The 25,138-nt window shown below is 48.2% G+C and carries 21 protein-coding genes and 1 riboswitch; of the genes, 19 read left to right on the forward strand and 2 right to left on the reverse strand.

Going from position 1 to position 25,138, the window contains the following annotated elements; all coding sequences use genetic code 11:
* The 9 genes from ACI4N7_RS02740 to ACI4N7_RS02780 all read left to right on the forward strand — a co-directional run.
* A partial coding sequence (locus tag ACI4N7_RS02740) for a LysR substrate-binding domain-containing protein (protein WP_439731841.1) occupies positions 1-410 on the forward strand: 410 nt, incomplete at its 5' end.
* Between the two features lie 308 nt (positions 411-718).
* The gene (tig, locus tag ACI4N7_RS02745; protein ID WP_439731842.1) at positions 719-2,218 is read left to right on the forward strand and encodes a trigger factor; all 1,500 of its coding nucleotides are present in this window, start codon (positions 719-721) and stop codon (positions 2,216-2,218) included.
* A 169-nt stretch (positions 2,219-2,387) separates the two neighbouring features.
* Entirely contained in the window at positions 2,388-2,993 is a 606-nt protein-coding gene (gene clpP, locus ACI4N7_RS02750; protein ID WP_439731843.1) for an ATP-dependent Clp endopeptidase proteolytic subunit ClpP, read from the forward strand.
* A 12-nt stretch (positions 2,994-3,005) separates the two neighbouring features.
* Positions 3,006-4,241, forward strand: a complete 1,236-nt coding sequence (gene clpX, locus ACI4N7_RS02755) for an ATP-dependent Clp protease ATP-binding subunit ClpX (protein ID WP_439731844.1) — start codon at positions 3,006-3,008, stop codon at positions 4,239-4,241.
* A 140-nt stretch (positions 4,242-4,381) separates the two neighbouring features.
* The gene (lon, locus tag ACI4N7_RS02760; RefSeq protein WP_439731845.1) at positions 4,382-6,715 is read left to right on the forward strand and encodes an endopeptidase La; all 2,334 of its coding nucleotides are present in this window, start codon (positions 4,382-4,384) and stop codon (positions 6,713-6,715) included.
* A gap of 93 nt (positions 6,716-6,808) precedes the next feature.
* Positions 6,809-7,450, forward strand: coding sequence for a ribosome biogenesis GTP-binding protein YihA/YsxC (gene yihA / locus ACI4N7_RS02765; protein WP_439731846.1), 642 nt, complete (start codon positions 6,809-6,811; stop codon positions 7,448-7,450).
* The gene (locus ACI4N7_RS02770; protein ID WP_439731847.1) at positions 7,443-7,940 is read left to right on the forward strand and encodes a hypothetical protein; all 498 of its coding nucleotides are present in this window, start codon (positions 7,443-7,445) and stop codon (positions 7,938-7,940) included. Before yihA ends, ACI4N7_RS02770 begins: the two co-directional genes overlap by 8 nt.
* Before the next feature lie 227 nt (positions 7,941-8,167).
* Positions 8,168-9,418 (forward strand): pyridoxal phosphate-dependent aminotransferase, encoded by a 1,251-nt coding sequence (locus ACI4N7_RS02775; protein ID WP_439731848.1) that lies wholly within the window; start codon positions 8,168-8,170, stop codon positions 9,416-9,418.
* A gap of 108 nt (positions 9,419-9,526) precedes the next feature.
* On the forward strand, positions 9,527-11,056 hold the full coding sequence (locus ACI4N7_RS02780) for an alanine/glycine:cation symporter family protein (RefSeq protein ID WP_439731849.1): 1,530 nt from the start codon (positions 9,527-9,529) through the stop codon (positions 11,054-11,056).
* Positions 11,057-11,123: 67 nt separating this feature from the next.
* On the opposite strand, the gene ACI4N7_RS02785 is transcribed toward ACI4N7_RS02780, so the two are convergent.
* On the reverse strand, positions 11,124-11,792 hold the full coding sequence (locus ACI4N7_RS02785; RefSeq protein ID WP_439731850.1) for a DUF4405 domain-containing protein: 669 nt from the start codon (positions 11,790-11,792) through the stop codon (positions 11,124-11,126).
* 166 nt (positions 11,793-11,958) lie between these two features.
* Here ACI4N7_RS02785 and ACI4N7_RS02790 point away from each other — a divergent pair, with 166 nt between their 5' ends.
* The 9 genes from ACI4N7_RS02790 to ACI4N7_RS02830 all read left to right on the forward strand — a co-directional run bounded on the left by ACI4N7_RS02790 (position 11,959) and on the right by ACI4N7_RS02830 (position 21,596).
* Positions 11,959-13,182 carry an O-antigen ligase family protein gene (locus tag ACI4N7_RS02790; protein WP_439731851.1) on the forward strand — a complete coding sequence of 408 codons (1,224 nt, stop codon included), beginning with the start codon at positions 11,959-11,961 and terminating at the stop codon, positions 13,180-13,182.
* 501 nt (positions 13,183-13,683) lie between these two features.
* Complete coding sequence (locus ACI4N7_RS02795) at positions 13,684-15,231, forward strand: succinate CoA transferase (RefSeq protein WP_439731852.1); 1,548 nt, start codon at positions 13,684-13,686, stop codon at positions 15,229-15,231.
* A 288-nt stretch (positions 15,232-15,519) separates the two neighbouring features.
* Positions 15,520-17,181: an acyl-CoA mutase large subunit family protein gene (locus ACI4N7_RS02800; protein ID WP_439731853.1), complete on the forward strand. Its 1,662-nt coding sequence runs from the start codon at positions 15,520-15,522 to the stop codon at positions 17,179-17,181.
* A 64-nt stretch (positions 17,182-17,245) separates the two neighbouring features.
* Positions 17,246-17,644, forward strand: a complete 399-nt coding sequence (locus ACI4N7_RS02805; RefSeq protein ID WP_439731854.1) for a cobalamin B12-binding domain-containing protein — start codon at positions 17,246-17,248, stop codon at positions 17,642-17,644.
* Positions 17,645-17,763: 119 nt separating this feature from the next.
* Entirely contained in the window at positions 17,764-18,702 is a 939-nt protein-coding gene (gene meaB, locus ACI4N7_RS02810) for a methylmalonyl Co-A mutase-associated GTPase MeaB (RefSeq protein ID WP_439731855.1), read from the forward strand.
* A 19-nt stretch (positions 18,703-18,721) separates the two neighbouring features.
* The gene (locus ACI4N7_RS02815) at positions 18,722-19,174 is read left to right on the forward strand and encodes a VOC family protein (RefSeq protein ID WP_296958275.1); all 453 of its coding nucleotides are present in this window, start codon (positions 18,722-18,724) and stop codon (positions 19,172-19,174) included.
* A gap of 81 nt (positions 19,175-19,255) precedes the next feature.
* A complete protein-coding gene (gene mmdA / locus ACI4N7_RS02820) occupies positions 19,256-20,785 on the forward strand; it encodes a methylmalonyl-CoA decarboxylase subunit alpha (RefSeq protein WP_439731856.1) in 1,530 nt (509 codons plus the stop codon).
* A 41-nt stretch (positions 20,786-20,826) separates the two neighbouring features.
* Positions 20,827-21,141: a hypothetical protein gene (locus ACI4N7_RS02825; protein WP_439731857.1), complete on the forward strand. Its 315-nt coding sequence runs from the start codon at positions 20,827-20,829 to the stop codon at positions 21,139-21,141.
* A 38-nt stretch (positions 21,142-21,179) separates the two neighbouring features.
* Complete coding sequence (locus ACI4N7_RS02830; RefSeq protein WP_439731858.1) at positions 21,180-21,596, forward strand: biotin/lipoyl-containing protein; 417 nt, start codon at positions 21,180-21,182, stop codon at positions 21,594-21,596.
* A 250-nt stretch (positions 21,597-21,846) separates the two neighbouring features.
* On the opposite strand, the gene ACI4N7_RS02835 is transcribed toward ACI4N7_RS02830, so the two are convergent.
* Positions 21,847-22,326 carry a hypothetical protein gene (locus tag ACI4N7_RS02835; protein ID WP_439731859.1) on the reverse strand — a complete coding sequence of 160 codons (480 nt, stop codon included), beginning with the start codon at positions 22,324-22,326 and terminating at the stop codon, positions 21,847-21,849.
* A 201-nt stretch (positions 22,327-22,527) separates the two neighbouring features.
* A riboswitch (cobalamin riboswitch) is annotated at positions 22,528-22,699 on the forward strand.
* A 159-nt stretch (positions 22,700-22,858) separates the two neighbouring features.
* On the opposite strand from ACI4N7_RS02835, the gene ACI4N7_RS02840 reads away from it, so the two are divergent.
* On the forward strand, positions 22,859-25,138 hold the full coding sequence (locus ACI4N7_RS02840) for a methylmalonyl-CoA mutase family protein (protein WP_439731860.1): 2,280 nt from the start codon (positions 22,859-22,861) through the stop codon (positions 25,136-25,138).

The following is a 25,138-nucleotide window of genomic DNA, read 5'->3' on the forward strand; positions in this document are numbered from 1 at the left end:
TGGACCTGGTTTCCCTGGGGGAAACATGTATGGGAGCAGGATTCCTGGCAGAGGAATTTCCGCAGTGCGGGGTAAAGGATATTTGTCTGAAAGATCTTATGCATGTGCCAGTAATTTTGTATCGGAGATGGGAAAAAATCATACTGGCCGAATGTGAGAAGGAAAAATTCCGTCCGGATATTTACTGTGTGGCCGATGATGCCAGAACCTGCAGGGAATTGGCGGAGGCCGGTCTGGGAGCGGCGCTGGCGCCGCTGACCGTCCTGACAAAGAGCAGAGAGCTTTCTCTGGGGAGATTGAAGGAAGAGGCACTGAAATCTTCTCTTTACCTGGCTTGCCGCAAAGGAGAAGGCAGGGCGCAGAGCGCAGTCCTCTTTCTCCGGCTGGCGCAGTCTCTGGAAAAGTACTGACTCACCCTTCTTCAGATTTTTATCTCTGCATTTTCATGCAAGAAGGAATTGAGGGAAATCCGAAACGCAGCATGCCTGTACCCTTTCATCCTGCAGGAAATCCTGCTTCTCCGGACTGAGAAAGGGACAGGAGGAAAAAGAAACAGCCTATGTCTTGGAGACTATGCCTTTTATTTTTAGAATCTTTATCGAGAAATTTGTTTTTTTAGACCTTTTATGCTAAAATATAACTTGCGATTTATCGTACATTGAAAGAACCAAAACAGGTATCATTTGTCGGTAAGCCGACTTAAGGAGGAATATTTTTTATGAACGTAAAAGTAGAGGCACTGGATCAGCACAAGGTTTCTGTGGGCATTGAACTGCCGGCTGAAGTTGTACAGAAAGGATTTAAAAGAGCGGTAGCACGGATTGCCAATCAGGTAAGAATCCCTGGATTCCGTAAAGGCAAGGCAAACCGCAAGATCCTCGAAATGCATTTCGGCAAAGAAGCTATTGAAGCAGAAGCTAAGGACATTGTCATCAATGAAGCTGTTGAACAGGCTCTCAGCCAGGAAAAACTGATTCCCGTTACTGCTCCTGATGTCAAGGAAGACAAATTCTCCGAAGCAGAAGGTGCCGCTTTCACCGCTACTTTTGTAAAACGTCCGGAAGTAGAACTGGGCGAATATAAAAATCTGGAAGCCAAAAGGGAAAATCCGGAAATTTCCGATGACCAGGTCATGGCACAGCTCAAAGGCGCTGCTGAACAGAATGCAAGACTGGAAAAAGCAGAAGACGGCGCTGAACTGAAGAAAGGTGACTTCGCAGTCATTGATTTCAAAGGCACCGTTGACGGCAAACCCTTTGAAGGCGGCGAAGGAAAGACCTATCCTCTGGAAATTGGTTCCCAGAGCTTCATCCCCGGCTTTGAAGATCAGCTGGAAGGTCATAAGGCAGGAGACGATGTAACGGTTAAGGTAACTTTCCCGGACAACTATTTCGTCGATGCCCTGAAAGGCAAAGAAGCTGAATTTAAGGTTCATATCAGTGACGTAAAACGCAAACAGCTTCCTGAACTGAATGATGATTTTGCTAAATCCATCAGCCAGTTTGAAACCATGGATGAACTGAAAGCTGCTGTAAAACAGCAGATGCAGCTGCAGGCTATTCAGCAGGCAGAAGAAGCTTATCATGAAGCACTTGTCAACCAGGCTGTAGCCAATGCAAAAGTAGATATCCCCCAGGAAATGATCGAACAGCGCATTGATGAAATCGTTGACGAAATCAAACTGAATATGGAATCCAGAAACTCCACCATGGATGACTACCTGAAGAACATCGGACAGACCATGGAACAGCTCCGCAAGAACTATGAAAAGATGGCAGCTGACCAGGTTCGTCAGGGACTGGTTCTTGAAACCATTGCAGATAAGGAAGGACTCAATGTAACCAACAATGATCTTTCCATGGAAGTATACAGCATGGCTCACCAGTTCAATGCAGATCCGAAGGATGTCATGAAGATCATCCGGGATGAAAACCGCGTAGGCATGCTGGTGAACTCCGTACTCCGCAAGAAGGCAGCTGCATTCATTTATGGCGCTGCAAAGAAAGCAGAAGAAGACAAGAAAGAAGCTCCGGCTGAAGAAAAGGCAGAAGAAGCTCCGAAAGCAGCTGAAGAAGCTGAAGCTAAAAAGGATGACGGCTTTGAATCCATGACAGTAAAGGACCTGAAGGCCTATGCTGCTGAAAAGGGAATTGCTCTGGAATCCAAAGCTAAAAAAGCTGAAATCATTGAAACCATCCGTAAGGCAGAATCCAAATAATCTGTCTGCAGGATGCAGAAAAAGCTTGTGAATTCAATATCAGGAAACTGATGGTTTGCAGAAAAGAGACGCGGGGGTAACCGGCGTCTCTTTCGACCATCTAGCAAATGGCATGATTTTTCCGATTTCGTTGGAAATCGGAATGTATCCGAGAAAGGGTGTTACCAATATGGCATATGTACCGATCGTAGTGGAACAGACAGCACAGGGAGAACGATCCTATGATATTTACTCCCGCCTTCTGAAAGACCGCATTATTTTTCTGGACGGCCAGATTGAAGACCATATGGCTAATGTCATCATTGCCCAGCTTCTCTTCCTGGAAGCAGAAGATCCGTCCAAAGACATTCATCTTTATATCAACAGCCCCGGCGGTGTAGTCACTGCAGGTTTGGCTATTTATGATACCATGCAGTATATCCGGCCTGATGTATCTACCATCTGCATCGGTTCCTGCGCCAGCATGGCGGCAGTGCTTCTCACTGCCGGCGCAGCCGGAAAGAGATATGCCCTGCCCCATTCCAATATTATGATTCACCAGCCGCTGGGCGGTGTGCAGGGACAGGCTACAGAAATTGAAATCCATGCCCGTGAAATTCTGCGTCTGAGAGAAGAACTGAACGGCATTCTTTCCAAACACAGCGGGCAGCCTCTGGAAACAATTGCAAAGGATACGGAAAGAGATAATTTCATGACTGCTGAAATGGCTAAGAATTATGGACTTATCGACAAAATCCTGACCCGCAATGATTTGCAGAAAATGACTGCTGAATAAAGGAGGTTTCCATTGAACAGAAAAAATGAAGGAACTCCGGTCTGCAGCTTCTGCGGCCGGTCCGGGGACGAAGTGGAGAAACTGATTGCCGGCCCGGGCGTGTATATCTGCAATGAATGCATCGAAGTATGCTCCAATATACTGCGGGAGGAACTGAAGGCCGATAAGAAAAAGGCAGTTCCCCACTTCAAACTTCCAACTCCGGAAGAAATTAAAAAGTATATGGACCAGTATGTCATAGAGCAGGATGAAGCCAAAGTGGCCCTGGCTGTGGCAGTGTACAATCATTACAAGAGGATTGAGCATGAAGGGGAAGATGATGGTGTAGAACTGCAGAAGTCGAATATCATCATGCTGGGACCCACAGGCAGCGGTAAAACGCTTCTGGCCCAGACCCTGGCCCGTTTTCTTGATGTTCCCTTTGCCATTTCCGATGCGACTACGCTTACGGAAGCAGGCTATGTAGGGGAAGATGTGGAAAATATTCTTCTCCGTCTGATTCAGGCAGCAGACTATGATATTGACAAGGCGGAACGGGGCATCGTTTATATCGATGAAATCGATAAGATTGCCAGAAAGTCGGAAAATCCTTCTATAACGAGGGATGTATCCGGTGAAGGCGTTCAGCAGGCACTTCTCAAAATCCTTGAAGGTACGGTGGCCAGTGTACCGCCGCAGGGAGGCAGAAAGCATCCGAACCAGGAAATGATCCAGATCGATACCAGTAATATTCTCTTTATCTGCGGAGGTGCTTTTGCCGGCATTGATAAGGTCATTGACCGGAGACTCACCAAGAGCGTCATGGGCTTTGGAGCCGATATCGAAAAGAAGGATGAGAAGGACATGGCAGAGCTTCTGCAGAAGGTACAGCCGGAGGATCTCCTGAAATTCGGGCTGATTCCCGAATTTATCGGACGTCTTCCCGTTATCGTTCCTCTGCATCCGCTGAATGAGGAAGCCCTCGTCAAGATTCTTACGGAACCGAAGAATGCCCTTGTGAGACAGTACCAGAAACTTCTGGCCATGGATCACGTGGACCTGGAATTTGATGACGGCGCCATTCATGCCATTGCCCGTCAGGCGATTGAAAGAAATACCGGAGCCAGAGGACTTCGTGCCATTATTGAGAAAATCATGCAGCACGTCATGTACGAAATCCCCAGCATGAAAGACGTCATTAAATGTACGGTTACAGAAGATGTGGTCAAGAATCATTCCGAACCGATTCTTACAAGAGCATCCAACTGATTTTCAGCTGTAAAAGCCGGAGCCTGAGAGCTCCGGCTTTTGTGACCGATAAATCAAAATAAAAAACTCATTTTCCTTTTAGAAAATAAGGAATTCATACTCTTCCATGTGTTACAATATTTAGTATGGAGGAATCATATATGACTGAACAGAAAACAGAAACCGGTGGACTTACCCTTCCCCTGGTACCACTGAGAGACATTGCGATTTACCCCAAAATGACGGTAAATCTTGATATAGGAAGAAAAGAATCGGCCGATGCAGTACGGATGGCAAGTAAAGATGACCGCTACATCGTTACGGTTATGCAGAAAAAAGCAAATGTAGAAGCCAATAGCATGGATGATGTATACACGGTAGGCACGGTGGTCAGAATCAGCCAGATGCTTCAGCTGCCCGGCGGACTGATCCGCGTGCTGGCGGAAGGGGTATCCCGCGTGAAAATCCTTTCTGTTTATAAAGGCAGCCGATGCCTGATGGCGGAAGTGGATGACCTGGCAGAAACAGTGCCGGAAAATGAAATGAAAGCAGAAGCCTACCGCAGGATCATCCTGAAGGAATTCTTTGAATGGCTCCGGAATACCAAGCAGGGATTGCCTGATGATCAGATGGAACAGCTGAAGCTGATAACCGATGCCGGAGAAACAGCAGATTTTCTGGCATCCCAGCTGCTGATACCGCCCCGCCGCCGTCAGGATGTTCTGGAGGAAACAGACATCATGGACCGGCTCAGGCTGGTGCACCGCCTGCTGGATCAGGAAATCCAGATCGGAAAGCTGGAAGCGGAAATCAATGGGGATGTCCGCACCAAAATGGATAAAGAGCAGCAGGACTATTATCTGCGCCAGAAGATCAAGAGTATCCATGACCGGCTGGGAGATACAGTCAGCCAGGAGAAGGAAGCGGACGAATACCGTCAGAAGCTGAAGGAATCCGGAATTCCGGAAGAATATAAGGCCAAGCTGGAAAAGGAAATCGACCACCTGGCAGCCATGCCGCCTATGATGGCGGAAACGGCAGTAGCCCGGAACTATCTGGACTGGATTTTCAGCCTTCCCTGGACAACGGAGAGCCAGGACAAGCTGGACCTGAAAGCAGCCAAAAAGGTACTGGATCATGACCACTATGGTCTGGAGAAAATTAAGGAACGGATTCTGGAGTATCTGGCAGTCCGTGTACTGGCGCCGGATGCCAAAGCGCCGATTATCTGTTTTGTGGGACCGCCAGGAGTGGGCAAGACTTCGCTGGCGCAGTCCATTGCCAATGCCATGGGAAGAAAATTTGCCAGAATTTCTCTGGGCGGCATTCATGATGAAGCAGAAATCCGCGGGCACCGCCGTACTTATATCGGCGCCATGCCGGGACGCTTTATTGAAGCCATCGGACAGGCCAAGACAAAAAATCCGCTGATTCTTTTGGATGAAATCGATAAGGTGGGCGCAGATTTCCGGGGAGACCCCGCTTCTGCCCTGCTGGAAGCACTGGATCCGGAACAGAATAAAGCATTTCATGATAATTATATCGATATTCCCTTTGACCTTTCGCGGGTCTTCTTCCTGGCTACGGCCAATACAGTATCTACCATTCCACCGGCACTTCTGGACCGTATGGAACTGATTGAACTGACCGGTTATACGGAAGAAGAGAAGGTAAAAATTGCCAGACAGTATCTGATTCCTCGTCAGATCGAACGAAACGGGCTGAAGGCGAAGGATATCCATTTCACGGATCTTCTTATCCGGCGCATTATTGAGGGATATACGCGGGAAGCAGGAGTCAGGGAACTGGAAAGAACCATTGGCGCTCTCTGCCGCAAGGTAGGAAAGAAAAAGGTGCTGGAGGATGAAAGCCTTCCTGCTCTTTCCGCCAAGACCCTGGAAAAATATCTGGGACCGGTCAAATTCATGCCTATGGCGGAAGAGCATCCCGATGCCGTGGGGAGAGTGAATGGACTGGCCTGGACCATGGCCGGCGGAGAAGTGCTGGATACGGAAGCCGTGACCATTAAGGGCAAGGGACATCTTATCCTTACAGGTCAGCTGGGGGACGTGATGAAGGAGTCCGCCGAAACGGCCTACACCTATATCCGGAGCCGGGCCAAGGAGCTGGGGCTGAAAGACGATTTCTATGAATCGCTGGATACCCATATCCATCTGCCGGAAGGGGCTGTGCCCAAGGACGGTCCTTCTGCCGGTGTGACCATGGCGACAGCTATGGCTTCTGCCTACACAGGAAGAAAGGTGAGGGGCGATACCGCCATGACCGGTGAAATTACCCTGACCGGCGAAGTGCTTCCTATCGGCGGAGTGAAAGAAAAAGTTCTTGCGGCCAACCAGTTCGGCATCAAACAGATTCTTCTTCCTGAAAAGAACAAGCGGGATCTGGAAGAACTGCCTGCGTCGGTGCGGGAAAAGCTTCATTTCGTATATGTGAAAAATGTGGACGATGTACTGAACCATGCCCTGGTGAAATAGCAGGATCTGTTCATCAGCTGCAGGAGACTGCCTGAACCGGCATTTTCCCTGTCCTGGTATGGAGAGACCGTCCGGCGGTAAGGAGGTATCCCCTTGTCAGAAATAAAAAAAATGGATGAATTTCATATTTTTTCCTCGGCCTATTTCAGTGCTGCCGTAAACCGAAGCCAGTATGTGAAGGACGGTAAAAAGGAAATTGCCTTTATCGGCCGGTCCAATGTAGGAAAGTCGTCTCTCATCAACTCCCTCTGCGGCAGGAAGAAGCTGGCCTTTGTCAGCAGAGAGCCTGGAAAGACCAGGACCATTAACTACTATGCCATCCAGTCCAGGAGGATGGAGGGGGAGGAAGAAAAACGGCAGGACTGGTATCTGGTGGACCTTCCGGGATATGGCTTTGCCAAAACCAGCCAGCAGAATAAGGACAGCTGGTCCCAGTTTATCGGAGACTATCTGGAAAATTCCCCAAGTCTTCAGATGATCGGGCTTCTCATCGATCTGCGCCATCCCGGACTTCCCATAGACATGAAGGCTTACGAGTGGCTCCGCCGAATCGCCCCTTCGCTCCAGATCATCGGCACCAAAGGGGATAAACTGAAGCGGAATGAACTGGTCAAAAATAAAAAGCTGCTGGAAAAATTTTTCCCGGCAGACTATCCGCCCATTGCCTATTCCTCCCTTACGGGAGAGGGCAGGGAAGAACTGCTTCAGGTATTAGAAAGAAAGATCTGTGACTGATATGAAGAAAGCCCTGTTTTTAACCGTCTGCTTTGCATCGCTGACACTGACGGGATTTGCCTACAATGTGTATGCCCCCAATTCTTTTGATCCCGTGAATCCCAAATCCTGGGACTATCAGACCGTGCAGTCTCTCTGCCGCGAAGGAAAGGCACCCTCCTATACGAACGATTTCTTTTCCCGAGGCAGCGTGACACGCTATGAGCTGGCCAGTGTGATCAAGGATATGCTGGAACATCATCAGACGGGGGACGCAGACCATGCGGCCCTGATGAAACTGAAAAAGGAATATGCCCGGGAGCTGGAGGCGCTGGGGTACAAGGAAGAGAAGAAGATTCCTGAGGGCAAGCCGATTCTGGAAATGTCCGGCGACGGAAGAATCCGTTACAGCAGCGACGGCAGGGTAGATGGCAGAGTCCGCACAGGAGGCACCTGGCATCTGGGCGATTCCACAGACGTGACAGCCGGAGGAGATGCGGAAATCAGATGAGGCTGCAGATAAAAACATTTCCCTGCCTTTTCAGGGCAGGGAGGAATGCTTTATTTTTTCTCAGTCATGCATTATAATAGTATCGTCAATTTTATAGAAAAATGGGCAACGAAGCCTGCAGCATAGTTTTGCTGTGGGCTTTTTGTGCAACCGGTCCTGTTTTTCAGTTGTAGGGAAGGGGATCAGCATAGGAGGATTCCTGTTCCGGTTTCAAGGGAGGATTTTTTATGTTCAGTATTGCAGCACCTCATGCGAAAGGGAAAAGTGCAGAAGATAATATTTTTGCAGCGAATAACAGAGCCATTGCATTGGCTGATAAAATCGGCAATGACAAAGTAGTGAACGGAACAGTAGGTTCTATTCTTGATGAGGACGGCAATCTGGTGGTTCTGGATGTGGTGAAGGATGCATTTTCCAGACTGAGCCCGAAGGAAATCTGTGCCTATGCACCTATTCAGGGATATCGTAAATTTCTGGATGACTGCATTGACCAGTGCTTTGGCGAATCCCGTCCTGAAGGGTATGTGGATGCCTGCTCTACACCTGGGGGAACCGGCGTGCTTCATCATGTGGTTCACAATTATTCGGAACCGGGAGATGAAGTGCTGATTACAGACTGGCACTGGGGCGCCTATGACAGCCTGATTGATGATAACAACCGCAGGGTGAGAAGCTTTTCGTTCCTTACAGAAGACGGCCATTTCAATGCTCCTGCCTTTAAGGAAGCAGTGACGGATATTCTGAAAAAACAGGATAATATTGTCATTATCCTGAACGGCATTGCCAACAATCCGACGGGCTACTGCATGTCGCCAGCAGAATGGCAGATGGCTGTGGATGTACTGAAGGAAGCTGTATCCGGCAGAGAAAAGAACGCCATTCTGGTTCCTGATGTGGCTTACCTTGACTACAGCGGTGAAAAACAGGAATGCAGGAAATTCTTCAAGGTATTTGGCGGCCTTCCGAAAAATATTCTGGTTATCTGTGCTTACACTCTTTCCAAGGGATTTACCATGTATGGCCAGCGCATGGGCGCCATGATCGGTATTTCCTCCGATAAGGACGTTATTAAGGAATTTGTGGATATCAACCAGTACAGCAGCCGTGCAACCTGGTCCAACTGCAACAGTGCAGCCCAGAATGTGATGATCCACATTTGTGAGGATCCGGAGAAGATCAGGCAGCTGGATGAGGAAAGAGCGCGCTATTTCAAGCTGATTCAGGAAAGAGCTGCTATCTTCATGAAAGAAGCAAAAGAAGAAGGCGTAAAGTTTGTACCTTACATTTCCGGGTTCTTCATTACCATTCCGGTAACCAACTCCCAGGCTGTATGCGATGACCTGGAAAAACAGAATGTATTCCTGGTACCGCTGAAGAAAGGAATCCGTCTGGCTGTGTGCTCTGTATCCAAGACCAAAATGAAAGGTCTGGCTCATAAGCTGGCACTGGCTATCCAGGCAGCAGGGGCAAAGCAGTAATCGGAAACATCTGTCCTGCCGAAGGGTAAAATTTTATAAGCATCAACGGCCGGCCATGGTCTTATCTATCATGACCGGCCGTTGTATACAAGGAAGGGAGAGAGGAATATGGAAAACTTATTTGCTGCGCTGAATGCAGTACTGAGCTTTGTCACTCCGGTTTCTGACTTCTTCTGGGATTTTCCGAAAATGTTCGGTTTCTGGAAAAATATTCCTGTATTGGGGTCGTTTTCGCTGGCCATTATTGTGCTGGTCGGTTCAGGCATCTATTTTACCATTCGGCTGGGATTCATCCAGGTGAGAATGTTTGCCACCGGTGTCCATACACTGGCGTCCAAAAGGAGCATTAAAACAGGAATATCGCCGCTGGCAGCCTTTCTGCTGAGTACGGCCATGCGTGTCGGGCCGGGGAATATGATCGGCGTTACGGGAGCGATTGCCGCCGGCGGTCCGGGCGCCCTGTTCTGGATGTGGGTTTCCGCCTTCTTCGGTATGGCTACCGCATTCACTGAAGGGACACTGGCCCAGCTCTTTAAAGAAAAGAGAGGGAATACATTTGTAGGCGGCCTTCCCTTTTATGCAAGAATTCTCTGTGGAAATAAAGTATGGGTGGGGACGATTCTGTCTCTGGTGTATATCGTTTACGCCCTCATGTGCCTTCCCGCCCAGGGGTTCAATGTTGTTACTTCCGTAGGGGCTATTGCCGGACTGATTGAAAATATTCAGATTCCGGTACAGTCTACTTTCTATTATGTAGTTTCCGTACTGGTTATCTTTCTGGTGGCATTCATGGCCTTCGGCGGCATCCGCCGTGTTTCCCACTGGGCGGATATCCTGGTACCGGTGATGGCGGTTATTTATGTGGTTACCGCCATTCTGCTCATTCTTTTCAACCTGGACAGCGTTCCCTATTTCTTTAAAGCTGTTTTCACAGGTGCCTTTAAGCCGGAAGCCATCTTTGGCGGTTTTCTGGGCACGGCTCTCCTCCAGGGCGTGAAGAGAGGACTGATGTCCAATGAGGCAGGCCAGGGCACGATTACCATGGCTGCCGCTTCAGCTGAAGCCAATCATCCCTGCGAACAGGGAATTATTTCCGCTCTGGGCGTATTCCTGGATACCCATGTCATCTGCACGATGACCGGATTTATCATTGTTATGGCCCATGAATGGGCGCTTGATCCGGAGGCATGGAAGGCAGCCGGCACCTACAGCAAATTCCTTTTTTCCGTCAATGGACTGGCACCGGAGATGCTGCAGGTCCTGGTGCAGATCATGGTTTCCCTGTGCTTCTGCCTGTTTGCCTATACCTGTGTCATCGGTTTTGTTTCCTTTTCGGAAATTTCGGCCAATCGTATTTCTTCCTCCAAAGGCTTTATCAACTTTATCCGCGGGCTCTGCATTTTCGTGGCAGCTTTCGGCATTGCCTGCAACATTGCAGGGTATGATCTTTCCAACCTCTGGGCTTTCTCCGATCTGGGCAATATCATTATGGTATACTGCAACGTGCCCATGCTTTATCTGGGCCTCAAATATGTCATCAAAGCGGCTGCCCATTATTCCCGGGACAGCAGTGCGCCCTTTGATTCGGAAAAGGTTCTGGGAATCAGGACTTCTTACTGGAACGGGGACAAAAAATAATAATAATGATTTTCCCATCAAAAAACAGGAACGGATACATCCGCTCCTGTTTTTCAATGGGAAAATTTTATGTGCGGGAAGATTTTCTTTTTGAAGGACGCAATAATTTCTGTACATAGTAAGCGCCGGCAGCATACAGGGAGATAATGAGAAGATGGCCGAAAGTGAATGTCCAAAGCGTTACCGGCATGCTTCTGGCGCTGGGAATGCGGAGAAGCAGGAGCCGGCTTCCGATACTGTAATAGAAGGAAAAGTAAATACCGCCGGCGGCCAGGAGGCAGAGAAGGATTTTGTACAGCAGGGAAAGATGGGGAATCTTCCGAAGTCCAATTCCCCTTTCCAGACGGGGAAGTATGGCATTCCAGTGAAGCCCCAGATGAAAGCCCAGAGCAATGACCATGACATACCCTGCCACGTGATGAATCTGATGGGCCAGAAGGGGCGCTTTCTCCATGCCGGTGGGAAGAGTATGGGAAATGAGCAGGCCGCTTCCCATGACGGCACCAAAGGATCCCAGAAGCAGGATGTCAGAAAGAAAGGTAAGCTTCCTGTCCGTATTCCACCGTCCCCGAGGCAGGGAAGCATACCACTGCCTGTTAAACCAGGTGTGCAGAAGGAAAAGAAGAAAGAAAACAACCGCCAGTGCTTCATGTCCCGTATTCCGCACCAGGCGGTAATCCAGAAGGACCAGAAAGGACAGAAGCATTCCCACATCTACAAGGATTCGTCTGTTCATAATAACCTCCTTTGGGGAAATTCCGTAAATAATCTTATCTTCCCTTATCTTATCATAGAAAGGGAATAAAAATCTTTCTTTCCGCTGCCATTGCCCCGGGACAGCGGCTCCTATATAATAAATGTAATAAGTTTTTATCATTGTGCAGTTTCACAGGGAGGATAAAATGGGGTCCGGTTCCACAGATGGTATCTGTTCGAGAAAGCATATTCTCTATCTGCTTTATCTTACTCTTTTTCTGCTGCCCTTAAATCCCTTTTTCTTTTATGTGACTTTGACGCCTGCCGTGGCTGCATGGGCAGTCAACTGCCGGTGGAAAAAGGAAATTTCCTTTGTGCTTCCGCCCTGGTGGCAGTTGGGAGCCGTTTTTCTTTTCTGCTCTTTTCTATCGGCCTTCGTATCACCGAAAACGGGATTTTCCCTCATGAACTGGGTTATGCAGCCCTGCATGTATGCCTTGATATATCTTCTGATATATACCACCGTTTCTTCTGAAAAAGAGAAGGAAACGGCCTTGTATGCCTTTCTGGCAGGTGCTGTGGTGACAGCAGCTTATGGCTTTTTTCAGTATGCCAATGCAGCAGGTATGGCCGCTGATATGGAAGCCCAGAGCTGGGTGGATCCGGAGCGCTTTCCTCTGCTTCGGCGGAGAATGTATTCCACTCTGGAAAATCCGAACCTTTTCGGCGCCTATCTTCTTATGATCATCAGTATACTGACATCCTTCTTCCTGCGGGAAAAAGCGGTGAAACGGAAGACTGCCTTTGCCTTTATTCTGCTGGCTCTTCTGCTCTGCCTGGCTCTTACCTACTCCCGCGGCGCCTGGGTGAGCCTGGCAGCTATCGTGCTGGGGCTCACGCTGTTTTACGATAAACGTTTCGGCCTTTTATTTCTTCTGGTACCGGTCATACTGGCACTGCACCACGGCCAGATTGTGGAAAGATTTCTATCTCTTTTCTCCGGAGAGGATACATCGGTGGACCTTCGCTTTGCCCTGTGGGAAAGCACCCTGGCCATGATTGAGGAGCATCCTCTTCTGGGAGTGGGCTGGGGTTCCTATTTCCTGGCATATCCTGACTATAATTTCTTTATCCAGGAAGAGGGTGTGCTGATTTTCCATGCTCATAACATGTACCTGAATATGCCGGCGGAAGTGGGGATTCCCGGAGGCCTGGCTTTCCTGGGCGCTTTTTTTGCCCAGGGAGTTCTGTCCTGGAGAATTTACCGCGGCGGGAAAGACAGCTTTGCTCAGTCCATGGGCCTGGGCGGTGTCCTCATGGTGATGGCCCTGGCAGTCATCAGCATGGGGGATCATGTACTTTTCAGCCGATCCGTGTCCTTCTGCTTCTGGAGCCTTGCAGCGCTCTGTGTGTCCTGCGGAAAAAAATGAATCGGCAGAATCTTTTCATATACCAGACTGAATTTTAGCAGAATTCATAAATTTCTATATACAGGTTATGAAAGGCTATAAACTGACCTTAGGAAATAAAATTTCAGTCAATTAATAAAGGCATTTGTAAATAAAGGGTTATGGGTCACGTAATTCATAATTTGTCTAATAGGAATTATCTATAACAGGTAAAAAGGATTTTGAAAGGCTATCAGCCTATTTAGGGGGTTTTCACAGGAGAAAGTGTGTTATAATAATACTGGTGATTGAATGAGCCAAAATGCAGTCAGCAAAATCTTACGATTGGAGGGTTTGGTCTTGTGATTATAGTATTACACTTTCTGGACATACATAATCTAAAGATAAACTCATACCATCATAGATTAGGCGGCTGTTTTTTTTGAGGGTAAAAAGTTCTGCGGCAATGCTGAAGTGAGAAATCAGGTTTTGCGGCTGCGGACTTTTATATAATTTATTTTTATTTTTGGGAGGATGATAGTAATGATCGACACCAATGATAGTGAATTCCTTAGCAGAATTGAAGACAAAGGTCTTCTCTCCAAGGTATGCGATGCCAAGACTGCAGCTAAAATGTTCAATCCTGGCGATATCATCGGTATTTCCGGATTTACGCCCTGCGGCTATCCGAAAATTACAATGCATGAACTCGCAGAACGCATGAAAGAAACTCCATTCCAGGTTGATATCTGGACCGGCGCATCCACCGGCTCTCAGATCGATACTGAACTGGTAGCAGTCAACGGCGTTAGAAACCGTATGCCTTACCAGACCAATGCCAACCTGAGAAAAGCTATCAATGCAGGCAAGGTAAACTACTACGATCTGCACCTGTCCCATGTTGCTCAGCAGGTACGTGCAGGCTTCTTCACCAATGTGAAGGGTGAACACGTAACCGGCCCGGATTTTGCAGTAGTTGAAGTCTGCAAGATCGGACCTAACGGCGAACTTTATCCGACAACCGCCATCGGCAACTCCCCGGTATATGTTGATACCGCAAAGAAGGTTATCGTAGAAGTCAACACCACCCAGCCGCTGGATCTCGTTGGCATGGCTGATATTTACATGCGTAAGAATCCGCCATTCTGTGAACCGATTCCGATTCTCCACGCAGGCGACCGCATAGGTACTCCGTACATTCCGTGCGATCCCTCCAAGATCGTTGCTATCGTTCCCTGCGATATGCCTGATGTAACCCGTACACTGGCTCCGCTGGATGATGATGCTGAAGCTATGGGCAACAACCTGGTTGACTTCCTGAAGAACGAAGTTAAACACGGCAGACTTCCGGAAAACCTGCTGCCTCTGCAGTCCGGCGTAGGCAACGTTGCAAACGCTGTTATTCACGGCCTCGTTGAATCCGACTTCAGAAACCTCTCCGTATACACCGAAGTTATTCAGGATGGCATGTTCGACCTGATTGATAAAGACAAGATCGACATGATTTCCGGTACTTCCCTGTCCCCATCCCCGGATGGACTGAAACGCTTCTATGCTAACATTCAGAAATACAACAAGAAGATCGTTCTTCGTCCGCAGGAAATTTCCAACAACGGTGAAGTTGTTCGCCGTATCGGCGTTATCGGCATGAACACCGCTCTGGAAATGGATATTTACGGCCATGTAAACTCCACCCATATTACAGGCACCAAGCTGATGAACGGTATCGGCGGTTCCGGCGACTTCGCCCGCAACGCATTCCTGTCCTGCTTCTTCTGCCACAGCACCACAAAGGGCGGCAAGATTTCTGCTGTTGTTCCAATGTGCTCCCATGTTGACCACACCGAACATGATACCCATGTATTCATTTCCGAACAGGGTGTTGCAGATGTCCGCGGCCTGACCCCGAAGGAAAGAGCAAAGGTTATTATCAACAACGTTGCTCATCCGTCCTACAGAGATCAGCTCATGGATTACTATGAAAGAGCATGCGCTGCCTGCGGCAACAGCCAGACCCCGCATCTCCTCAAAGAAGCTTTCAAGTTCCATGAAAGCCTGGCTGAAACCGGAGATATGCATTTCAAGAAATAATTTAACTTTTCAAGAAGTGTTTTAATACTTTACAAATAATCTGAATATTGTATAATTACCTATGGTGATAGCTGTCAATGACAGTGTCATATACATGGGTCTCGCAAGAGTCCGAAAGCTGCTGCAAGAAGATTCAAAGAACGCTGCAGCAGCGAAAGGCTTTGCGGAACCCTGACGGAAGTTTTCCCTGGTAATGGAACAAGAAGAGCACAAAGCCGCGGTTCCCATGAAAAAAGGACAAACTTCCAGATAGTTACATACTTACTTTTTTAGGAGGAAGATGAACTCATGTCTAACGAATCCCTGAAAGCTAAACTTGATGCCTACAATGCAGAATATGCAAAACAGGTTGCAAAACATCCGGAAAGAGTTGGTCTGAAACACAAGAATCTGTACACACCACTCGATCTTGAAGGTTTCGATTATGAAAGAGACCTCGGTTTCCCGGGCGAATATCCATATACCCGTGGCGTACAGCCCACCATGTATCGTGGCCGTCTCTGGACCATGCGTATGTACGCTGGCTTCTCCACCGCTGAAGAATCCAACAAACGTTATAAATACCTGATTGCTAACGGCGGCACCGGCCTGTCCGTTGCATTCGACCTTCCGACCCAGATCGGCTATGACTCCGATGATAAAATGTCCGCTGGCGAAGTTGGTAAAGTAGGCGTAGCTATTGACTCCCTCTATGATATGGAAAGACTGTTCGATGGCATTGATCTTGGCAAGGTTTCCACTTCCATGACCATCAACGCACCAGCTTCCATCCTGCTGGCTATGTACATCGCTGTAGCTGAAAAACAGGGCGTTCCGGCAGCTGCTCTCCGCGGCACCATTCAGAACGATATCCTCAAGGAATACGCAGCACGCGGCACCTACATTTTCCCGGTTAAACCGTCCATGCGTCTGATTACCGATATCTTCGAATACTGCTCTGCAAACGTACCGAAGTGGAACACCATTTCCATTTCCGGCTACCATATCCGTGAAGCTGGTTCCACCGCTGCTCAGGAAGTTGCATTCACCATTGCTGATGGTATTGCTTACATCGAAGCAGCTCTGAAAGCAGGCATGAAGATTGATGAATTCGCTCCACGTCTGTCCTTCTTCTGGAACGCTCACAACAACGTACTCGAAGAAGTTGCTAAATTCCGTGCTTCCCGTCGTATCTGGGCTAGAATCCTGAAAGAAAGATTCCATGCTGAAAACCCGAAGTCCATGAAACTCCGTTTCCACACCCAGACCGCAGGCTCCATGCTGACAGCTCAGCAGCCGAACAACAACATCGTTCGTGTTGCTCTGCAGACCGCAGCAGCTGTTATGGGCGGCACCCAGTCCCTGCACACCAACTCCCGCGATGAAGCTCTGGCTCTTCCGACCACTGAATCCGTAACCATCGCTCTTCGTACCCAGCAGATCGTTGCATACGAATCCGGCCTGGCTGATGTAGTTGACCCGCTCGGCGGCTCCTACTATGTTGAAGCTCTGACCAACGCTATCGAAGAAGAAGTTATGCAGTACATCAAGAAGATTGATGAAATGGGCGGCGCTGTAGAAGCTATTGATAAAGGCTATATCCAGAAAGAAATTCAGGATTCCGCTTATGCTTGGCAGATGGCTGTTGAATCCGGCGAAAAGACAATTGTCGGCGTCAACAAGTTCACCATGGAAGAACCGCCGGTTACCGGCCTGCTGAAGATTGATGCTTCCGTTGGCGAAAGAAAGAAAGCTCAGCTCGCTAAAGATAAGGAAAACCGTGACCAGGCTAAAGTTGCTGAAGAACTGGCTAAACTTGAAAAAGCAGCTCAGACTCCGGCTGAAGGCCCAGACCATGTTAACCTTATGCCAGTCATCCTCGACTGCGTACGTGCTTACTGCACCGAAGGCGAAATCTGCGGCGTTCTCCGCAAAGTATTCGGCGAATACAAACCGCACAACACCCTTTAATTTTAGGGCAGCCTGAAGCAAGAGAATATTACATTACTCAACATATTTCTGGAGGTAATTTACAATGGCAGACAAACGTATCAGAGTACTCGTAGCTAAACCGGGTCTTGATGGACACGATCGTGGTGCAAAAGTTATTGCCCGTGCACTTCGCGACGCAGGCATGGAAGTTATTTACACCGGTCTTCGTCAGACTGTTGAACAGATTGTTGAAGCAGCAGACGCAGAAGACGTTGATGTAGTAGCTCTGTCCCTGCTCTCCGGCGCTCACAACACCCTTTTCCCGGAAGTTGTAGAAGCACTGAAAGCTAAAGGAATGGGCGATGTTCTGGTTATCGGCGGCGGCGTAATCCCCGAAGACGATATCCCTGGCCTCGAAAAAGCTGGCGTAAAAGCTATCTTCACACCTGGCACCCCAACAAAGAAAGTTATTGACTACATCAAAGAAAACGTTAAGAAATAATCGGTCTCTGACTATTACTATTGACGTTCATTAGTGTAATTTAGCTGCACGGGACTGGGAGGATTCCCAGCCCCGGCAACTATATTATTCTATTTACTCTTCGAAAAGGCGGTTTATCCATGGAATTCTCAATGAAAGATTTTTGGAATGGAAACAGACGTGCCTTAGCGAGAGCAATTACCATCGTTGAAGACGAACGGGATGGCTTTGAAGATATCATGAAAGATATCTATCATCATACCGGTCGTGCACAGGTCATCGGTATCACTGGTGCACCTGGTGCGGGTAAGAGCACACTGTCAGACGCCCTGATCAAGAAGTATCGCGAACAGGGTAAAACAGTAGGTATCGTAGCAGTCGATCCTACCAGTCCGTTCTCCGGCGGCGCCATTCTTGGCGATCGTATCAGAATGAATGATCTGACCTTGGATAAGGGTGTTTATATCCGTAGTATGGGCACGCGCGGCAGCCTTGGCGGACTTTCCCGCAAAACTGCTGATGCGGTAAAACTGATGGATGCTTTCGGTCTCGATGTGATTTTTATCGAAACAGTAGGCGTAGGACAGTCAGAAGTCGATATCGTCAAAAATGCGGATACAACACTTGTTGTGCTCGTACCTGGACTTGGTGACGATATTCAGGCTATAAAAGCAGGTATCCTTGAAATTGGTGATGTATTCGTCATCAACAAATGTGACCGTGATGGCGCTGATCGTCTGAACGTAGAAATCGAAATGATGCTTGATCTGGGTGAAGCTCAGAACTGGCGTCCACCGATTGAACGGACGATTGCGAACAAGGACCAGGGTGTAGATGATGTAGTAGCAGCTCTGGGCGATCACCGCAAGTACTTGGAAGAATCCGGCGTTCTTGAAGAAAGAAGACGCGACCGGGCTCGTTCTGAAATGCTTGAGATGATTCACGACCGCATTTCCCGTCATATTGAAGAAAATATCTCCAAGACGGGTGAATTTAGTGACTACGTGGAACAGGTCTTTGAACGGAAAACTGATCCGTTTACAGTCGTTGATTCCATTGTGGGCAAAATATTCAAATAATTTTAAAGGAGGAGTTATTATGGCATTCAAAGTTTTAACTGTCGATCATGTTGGCGTAGCTGTTAAAGATCTTGCAAAGATTAAACAGCAGATGAAAGACATTTTCGGACTTGAACCATCTCTGCCGGATGAAACTGTTGAAGAACAGCATGTAACAACAAGCTTCTTCAAACCGTCCGCTCAGACCGAAGCTTGCGAACTCGAATTCCTGGGTTCCACAACTCCGGACGGCCCGATTGCTCGTTTCATTGAAAAAGCTAATGGCGGCAAGAACGGCTTCCAGCATGTTGCTCTCCGTGTTGATGACATTGAAGCAGCTCTGGCTGATCTGCAGGCTAAAGAAGTTCCGCTCATCGACAAGAAGTTCCGTGTTGGTGCAGGTGGCTGTCATATTGCATTCTTGCATCCAAAGGCAACTGGCCTTCTGCTTGAACTGACAGAACGCCCCGGCGGCCCATCCTTCAAGAAATAATTTGAACGATGGCATATGACTTGCCCTGATGGGCAAGTCATCCCCCCTGTGGGGGACCCTAAAATTTTTGGAGGTGTAAGAATGGCAACTGTTGAAGAAAGAATTGAACTTCTCCATAAAAACCTCGCTCATGTAGAGGCTATGGGTGGCGAAAAACGTGTTGAAAAACAGCATGCAAAAGGCAAACTGACTGCTCGTGAAAGACTTGCTCTTCTGTTTGATGAAGGCACTTTCGTAGAAGTCAATGCTCTTGTAAAATCCCGCTGCCACAACTTCGGCCAGGAAAAGAAAGATCTCCCTGGTGAAGGTGTAGTAACAGGTTACGGCACTGTTGATGGAAGACTTGTATTTGCATTCGCTCAGGACTTCACCGTAGAAGGCGGCTCCCTTGGTGAAATGCATGCAGCTAAAATCGTTCACGTAAATGAACTGGCTCTCAAAGTCGGTGCACCTTGCGTAGGCCTGAACGATTCTGGCGGAGCTCGTATTCAGGAAGCTGTCGATGCCCTCTCCGGCTATGGCAAGATTTTCTGGTGCAACACCATTGCATCCGGCGTTATTCCTCAGATTTCCGCAATCATGGGACCATCTGCAGGCGGCGCTGTATACTCCCCGGCTCTGACCGACTTCATTTACATGGTTAAGAAGACATCCCAGATGTTCCTGACCGGCCCGGCTGTAGTTAAATCTGTAACCGGCGAAGAAATTACAGCAGAAGCTCTCGGCGGCGCAATGACCCATAACCGTACTTCCGGTGTTGCTCAGTTCGCAGCTGAAAACGACGAAGACTGCATTAAACAGATTCGTTACCTGCTTTCCTTCCTGCCGTCCAACAACATGGAAGATGCTCCTATCGTTGAAACCGGTGATGATCCCACCAGAACCGATCCGGCACTCGACACCATTATGCCTGAAAGCTCCAATGCTCCATATAACATGTACGATGTTATTAAATCCATTGTAGATAACGGCGAATACTACGATGTAGCTAAGGAATTTGCAAAGAACATCATCACCTGCTTCGCTCGTATGGACGGACAGACTGTTGGTATCATTGCTAACCAGCCGGCATTCATGGCAGGCTGCCTTGACTACAACGCATCTGATAAAGCAGCTCGTTTCATTCGTTTCTGCGACTGCTTCAACATTCCGGTTCTTAACATCGTCGACGTACCAGGCTTCCTGCCCGGCAAACAGCAGGAATATGCCGGCGTAATTCGTCACGGTGCTAAGATGCTGTTCGCTTACTGCGAAGCTACCGTTCCGAAGATCACCATGATTCTCCGTAAAGCATACGGCGGCTCCTACATCGCTATGTGCTCCCGTGAACAGGGCGCTGACCAGGTATTTGCTTGGCCGACCGCTGAAATCGCTGTTATGGGACCTGCAGGCGCAGCTAACATCATCTTCAAGAAAGACCCGAACAAAGAACAGCGTACAAAGGAATATGTGGAAGAATTCGCTACTCCTTACAAAGCTGCAGAACGCGGCTATGTAGATGCAGTTATTGATCCGCATAATACTCGTCCAACAATTATTAATGCTCTGAAGATGCTTGCTTCCAAGCACGAAGTACACCCGGCAAAGAAACACGGAAACATTCCGCTCTAATATTTGCCGCTTAAATACTCTAATTGAAAGGATGGGTACAGATGGATAACAGTACAGTTATGTATATCGCGGTATTTGCTGCTGTTGTTGCAGTAATTGCCCTGATCATGATCTGGCAGGTACGTTCATCTCTCAATCAGTCCGCAGCACCGGCACCGGCCGCAGCTCCCAAGAGAGCAGCTGCAGCTCCAGCAGCAGCTCCTAAGGCCGCTGACAATGGTGCAGTCGTAGCAGCTATTGCTGCTGCTATCGTTGCTATGGGTGGCGGCGAAATCGTCTCCATCCGTCCGGCAGCTAGACCTGGCTGGACCACCGCAGCCCGCATTGCAGGCGTTTCCGGCAACCAGCAGTTCTAATTGAAAGTTGAAAGTACAATCATTTAGGAGGAAAGACAATGAGAAAATTTACTGTAACAGTTAACGGCCAGGATTACGATGTAGTAGTTAAAGATGGCGGCGCTGCAGCAGCAGCTCCGGCTCCGGCAGCAGCTCCGAAAGCAGCTCCAGCTCCGGCAGCAGCTCCGGCTCCGGCAGCAGCTCCGGCACCGGCTCCGGCACCGGCTCCGGCTCCGGCTCCCGCAGCAGCTCCTGCAGGTGCAGGTGAATCCGTAGAAGCTCCGATGCCTGGTAAAGTTCTCCGCATTGAAAAACATGTTGGCGATGCTGTAGCAGCAGGCGATGAAGTTCTGGTTCTCGAAGCTATGAAGATGGGCAACCCGATCATGGCTCCATGCGATGGCAAAGTTACCTCTATGCAGGTTTCTGAAGGCCAGAGCGTACAGGGCGGCGATCCGCTGTTCACCGTTGGTTAATTCCAGCCTGAATTACGCATAAAAAAGGCAGTGCTTCGGCACTGTCTTTTTTTATGTTTCATTTGCAATGCTGTCTCATTCCATCAGCGATGAAAATAGAAGTCATGTATCTCACGTGTTTTCTTCTATTCATTGCAGTCTGTAAGAGGATTCTGAAAGGATTTATGTAAACTTCATTTTTCAGTGGTTCCACTTTATCAGAACAGCAGCTTCAGTGGCAGAGGTAGTATTTTAAACCTGAATCCGTATTTTACTGTTCTTCTTCACTCTGTTCTTCCGCATTGAGAAGACCGAGCATGGTAAGGCTGGCCTGATCCAGTGGATAGTCCCTGGGAAATACGGCTGCTACACCATAACGGAATAAAGGCTCTTTTTCTTTTTCTTCTCCCTGGTGGACGGCAATGAGGATGTCATCCCGTCCCAGCAGGGTGAGTGCTCTTTCCAATTCAATGACAAGCTTCGTTTTCTGCGGACTGTCCGAGGTATAAAAAATAAAGTGTACGTCATTATCGGAGGCACTCTGGGCTGTATCTTCCGGCGATTCTAAAGAGCCCACATCCACATCCCAGCCTGCATCGGCAAAGGTGGTGGCCGCCAGTTTTCGCTCTTCCTGGGAACCGTCTTCTTCCATTTCTGCTATGTACATTCTTGGACGGCGGCCTTCTTTTTCAGCAAATTGACGGCTCATTTCTACGGACTTCTGTCTTTCCTCTTCCTGTTTTCGATTCATGGGTTTCCTCCTTAGGAAAAGATATTATTTTTATCCAATGAATTATTTATGCTTAACTCATTATACTTCTTTTATTCTTTTTTATCCAATAAGTATTTATTTTAAATTCAAAAATACATGAAATAAATTAATATAAAATAGTAAAAGAATAATTGACACTTAGAAAATAATGAATTATACTGTGAATGTAGTCTTTTAGACAATTTCATATTTCTGACAGATGCGTAAGCATAAAAGAGAATCCGGTATAAGCCGGAGCGGTCCCGCCACTGTAGGGAAGAGTTTCTGCTCATAATGTCACTGGGGAAACCTGGGAAGGCGAGCGGAAATGAGGATTCCAAGCCAGGAGAACTATCTGTCAATGAATCACCGTTAAACCTGCGAGCGATGGGGAGGGGATTTGGGGCATTGGATCCCATTTACCGGCTGCCATCAATAGGTGCCGGCTTTTTTAATGCATAACAGACCTTTGAAGGAGGTGAACCCCTGCGAATCGTGGAATTGTCTAAAGTTATCAAAGGAGGATATTTTCATGGATGAACAGAAATCCCAGGAACCAGTAAAACAGCTGACTGATAAAGAGCTGGAAGCAATCCTTAAAAAATCTGAAGGAAAAACTGATTTCCCGGCAGTCAAATTTGATGAATTTACACCACCCACATGGGACGAATGGGTTGAAGCATGCAACGTTCTTCTGAAAGGCAAGCCTTTCGATAAACTCATGTATACCAAAACCTATGAAGGCATTACTTTTGATCCGATTTACACCCTGCGTACAGGCCCCGTAGCCATGGATAAAGATCTGCCCACTGATGATTATCCGGGCATGGGTGACTATCTCCGCGGTGCTACGGTGAATGGGTACAAGGAAGCTCCCTGGGGAATTGCTCAGGCCTGTGATGAGACTCTGCCGAAAGAGAATAATGAGCTTCTCAAACATGAAATTGATAAAGGTTCTACTGTGTACAATGTTAGGCTTGACAGCGCGTCCACTGACGGAATCGATGTGAAGGATGCCAAAAAGCCCGGTGACACAGGGGTATCGATAACGACTCTGGAGGATATGGCCCAGCTTCTTGACGGTCTGGATCTGGAAAAATATCCGTTTATGATGTACTGCGGTCCGTCTTCCGTCCGTATGATTGCGCTGGTAGCTGCTGCATTGAAAGCCAAGGGAAAAGATACCAGCAAACTTCACGGCGTTATCGGAGCCAATCCGTTAGCTCAGCTGGTTAAGAACGGAAGCCTTCCGAAACCTCTTTCCGCCTGCTATGACGATATGGCAGAAACCATCCGCTGGACAAGAAAGAATGCACCGGAACTCCGTACTATTATGCCGAGAAGTGAAGTATTCTCCAGAGGCGGTGCCAATGCGGTGCAGGAAGTAGCCTACACCTTTGCCATGGCAGTGGAATATATCCGTGAAATGGAAAAACGAGGAATTTCCATTCATGATATTGCAAAGTCCATCAATTTCGGCTTTAACGTAGGTACTATTTTCTTCATTGAAATTGCCAAACTCCGTGCTGCCCGTGAAGTATGGGCCAACATTATGAAAGCCTTCGGCGCTGATGAAGCGGACAGAAGCTGCCGCATCCATTCCCGCCCGGCCTTTTTCTACCGCACCATTTTTGATGCAGGCGTTAACATGCTCCGCAACACGACTGCCATGTTCTCTGCCGTGGTAGGCGGTGTTGATACCTATGAAAACGAACCCTATGATGAAACAGTGAGAAAAGGGGATGAATTCTCCCGCCGTATCGCCAGAAATGCGCATATCATTCTGCAGGAAGAATTCGGCATGCTCCGCCCCATTGATCCATCCGGCGGCTCCTGGGCATTGGAACATCTGACCAAAGAAATGGCAGAAAAAATCTGGGCAGAATTCCAGAAGATTGAATCCATGGGCGGCTTCACCAAGGCACTTGAAGCGGAATATCCGCAGGAACAGATTCTTGCCATCCTGAAACAGCGCTTTAAGGCACTGGATTTCCGTAAGGACAGAGCGGTAGGCAATAACATGTATCCGAACATGGCAGAAGAGCTGATCGAACCGAGACCGGAGGATACGGAAACCTTAAAGAAGCAGCTTGTTAAATCCATGGAAGATTACAGGAAGGATATAGATAAAGAATATCTGGGCAAAACACTGGAAGAACTGGAAGCAGCACCTGCTGATGAAAAGATCGATAAAGCCATTGCTGCATTCTCTGCCGGTGCTACCCAGAATGAAGTATACAAAGCCATTACTCCGGACGGAGAATCGGAAAAGGTACGGATTATTACAGAGCATCGCTGGACAGAACGGTTTGAACGTCTCCGCTTTGATACGGAAAACTATAAGAAGGAAACCGGAAAGAATGTGGAAGTCTTCCTGGCCAATATGGGACGTATTCCTCAGCATAAGGCAAGAGCTGATTTCTCCACTTCCTTCCTGCAGGTAGGCGAATTCAATGTTCATTTGAACAACGGCTTCCAGGATGATGAAGGAAAACCGGGCTCCCGCTGGGATAAATGCGTGGAAGCATTGAAAGCGGGCTGTGATGACAAGGGAACTCCTTATGACTGCGCTGTTATCTGCTCCAAGGATGACACGTATCCGGAAGATGTACCGGCTCTGGCACCCCGGCTGAAGGAAGTTCTTGGCAAAGGAAAACTGTTCCTGGCCGGAGCAGCTCCCAAGGATCTGGAACAGACCTACCGCGATGCCGGTATTGACGATTTCATCAGCGTCAAAGCAAACTGCTATGAGATCATCCGCGATCTTCAGAGAGCAAAAGGCATGAAGATTACGGAAGAGGAGGTAAAATAA

Source organism: Dialister sp. (assembly GCF_051885895.1).
Lineage (GTDB): Bacteria > Bacillota > Negativicutes > Veillonellales > Dialisteraceae > Dialister.

Excerpts from the sequence above, each read along its gene's own strand:
- tig (WP_439731842.1), top strand. The coding sequence starts at position 719 with ATGAACGTAAAAGTAGAGGCACTGGATCAGCACAAGGTTTCTGTGGGC.
- clpP (WP_439731843.1), top strand. The coding sequence starts at position 2,388 with ATGGCATATGTACCGATCGTAGTGGAACAGACAGCACAGGGAGAACGA.
- lon (WP_439731845.1), top strand. The coding sequence starts at position 4,382 with ATGACTGAACAGAAAACAGAAACCGGTGGACTTACCCTTCCCCTGGTA.
- ACI4N7_RS02775 (WP_439731848.1), top strand. The coding sequence starts at position 8,168 with ATGTTCAGTATTGCAGCACCTCATGCGAAAGGGAAAAGTGCAGAAGAT.
- ACI4N7_RS02780 (WP_439731849.1), top strand. The coding sequence starts at position 9,527 with ATGGAAAACTTATTTGCTGCGCTGAATGCAGTACTGAGCTTTGTCACT.
- ACI4N7_RS02785 (WP_439731850.1), bottom strand. The coding sequence starts at position 11,792 with ATGAACAGACGAATCCTTGTAGATGTGGGAATGCTTCTGTCCTTTCTG.
- ACI4N7_RS02790 (WP_439731851.1), top strand. The coding sequence starts at position 11,959 with ATGGGGTCCGGTTCCACAGATGGTATCTGTTCGAGAAAGCATATTCTC.
- ACI4N7_RS02795 (WP_439731852.1), top strand. The coding sequence starts at position 13,684 with ATGATCGACACCAATGATAGTGAATTCCTTAGCAGAATTGAAGACAAA.
- ACI4N7_RS02800 (WP_439731853.1), top strand. The coding sequence starts at position 15,520 with ATGTCTAACGAATCCCTGAAAGCTAAACTTGATGCCTACAATGCAGAA.
- ACI4N7_RS02805 (WP_439731854.1), top strand. The coding sequence starts at position 17,246 with ATGGCAGACAAACGTATCAGAGTACTCGTAGCTAAACCGGGTCTTGAT.
- meaB (WP_439731855.1), top strand. The coding sequence starts at position 17,764 with ATGGAATTCTCAATGAAAGATTTTTGGAATGGAAACAGACGTGCCTTA.
- ACI4N7_RS02815 (WP_296958275.1), top strand. The coding sequence starts at position 18,722 with ATGGCATTCAAAGTTTTAACTGTCGATCATGTTGGCGTAGCTGTTAAA.
- mmdA (WP_439731856.1), top strand. The coding sequence starts at position 19,256 with ATGGCAACTGTTGAAGAAAGAATTGAACTTCTCCATAAAAACCTCGCT.
- ACI4N7_RS02825 (WP_439731857.1), top strand. The coding sequence starts at position 20,827 with ATGGATAACAGTACAGTTATGTATATCGCGGTATTTGCTGCTGTTGTT.
- ACI4N7_RS02830 (WP_439731858.1), top strand. The coding sequence starts at position 21,180 with ATGAGAAAATTTACTGTAACAGTTAACGGCCAGGATTACGATGTAGTA.
- ACI4N7_RS02835 (WP_439731859.1), bottom strand. The coding sequence starts at position 22,326 with ATGAATCGAAAACAGGAAGAGGAAAGACAGAAGTCCGTAGAAATGAGC.
- ACI4N7_RS02840 (WP_439731860.1), top strand. The coding sequence starts at position 22,859 with ATGGATGAACAGAAATCCCAGGAACCAGTAAAACAGCTGACTGATAAA.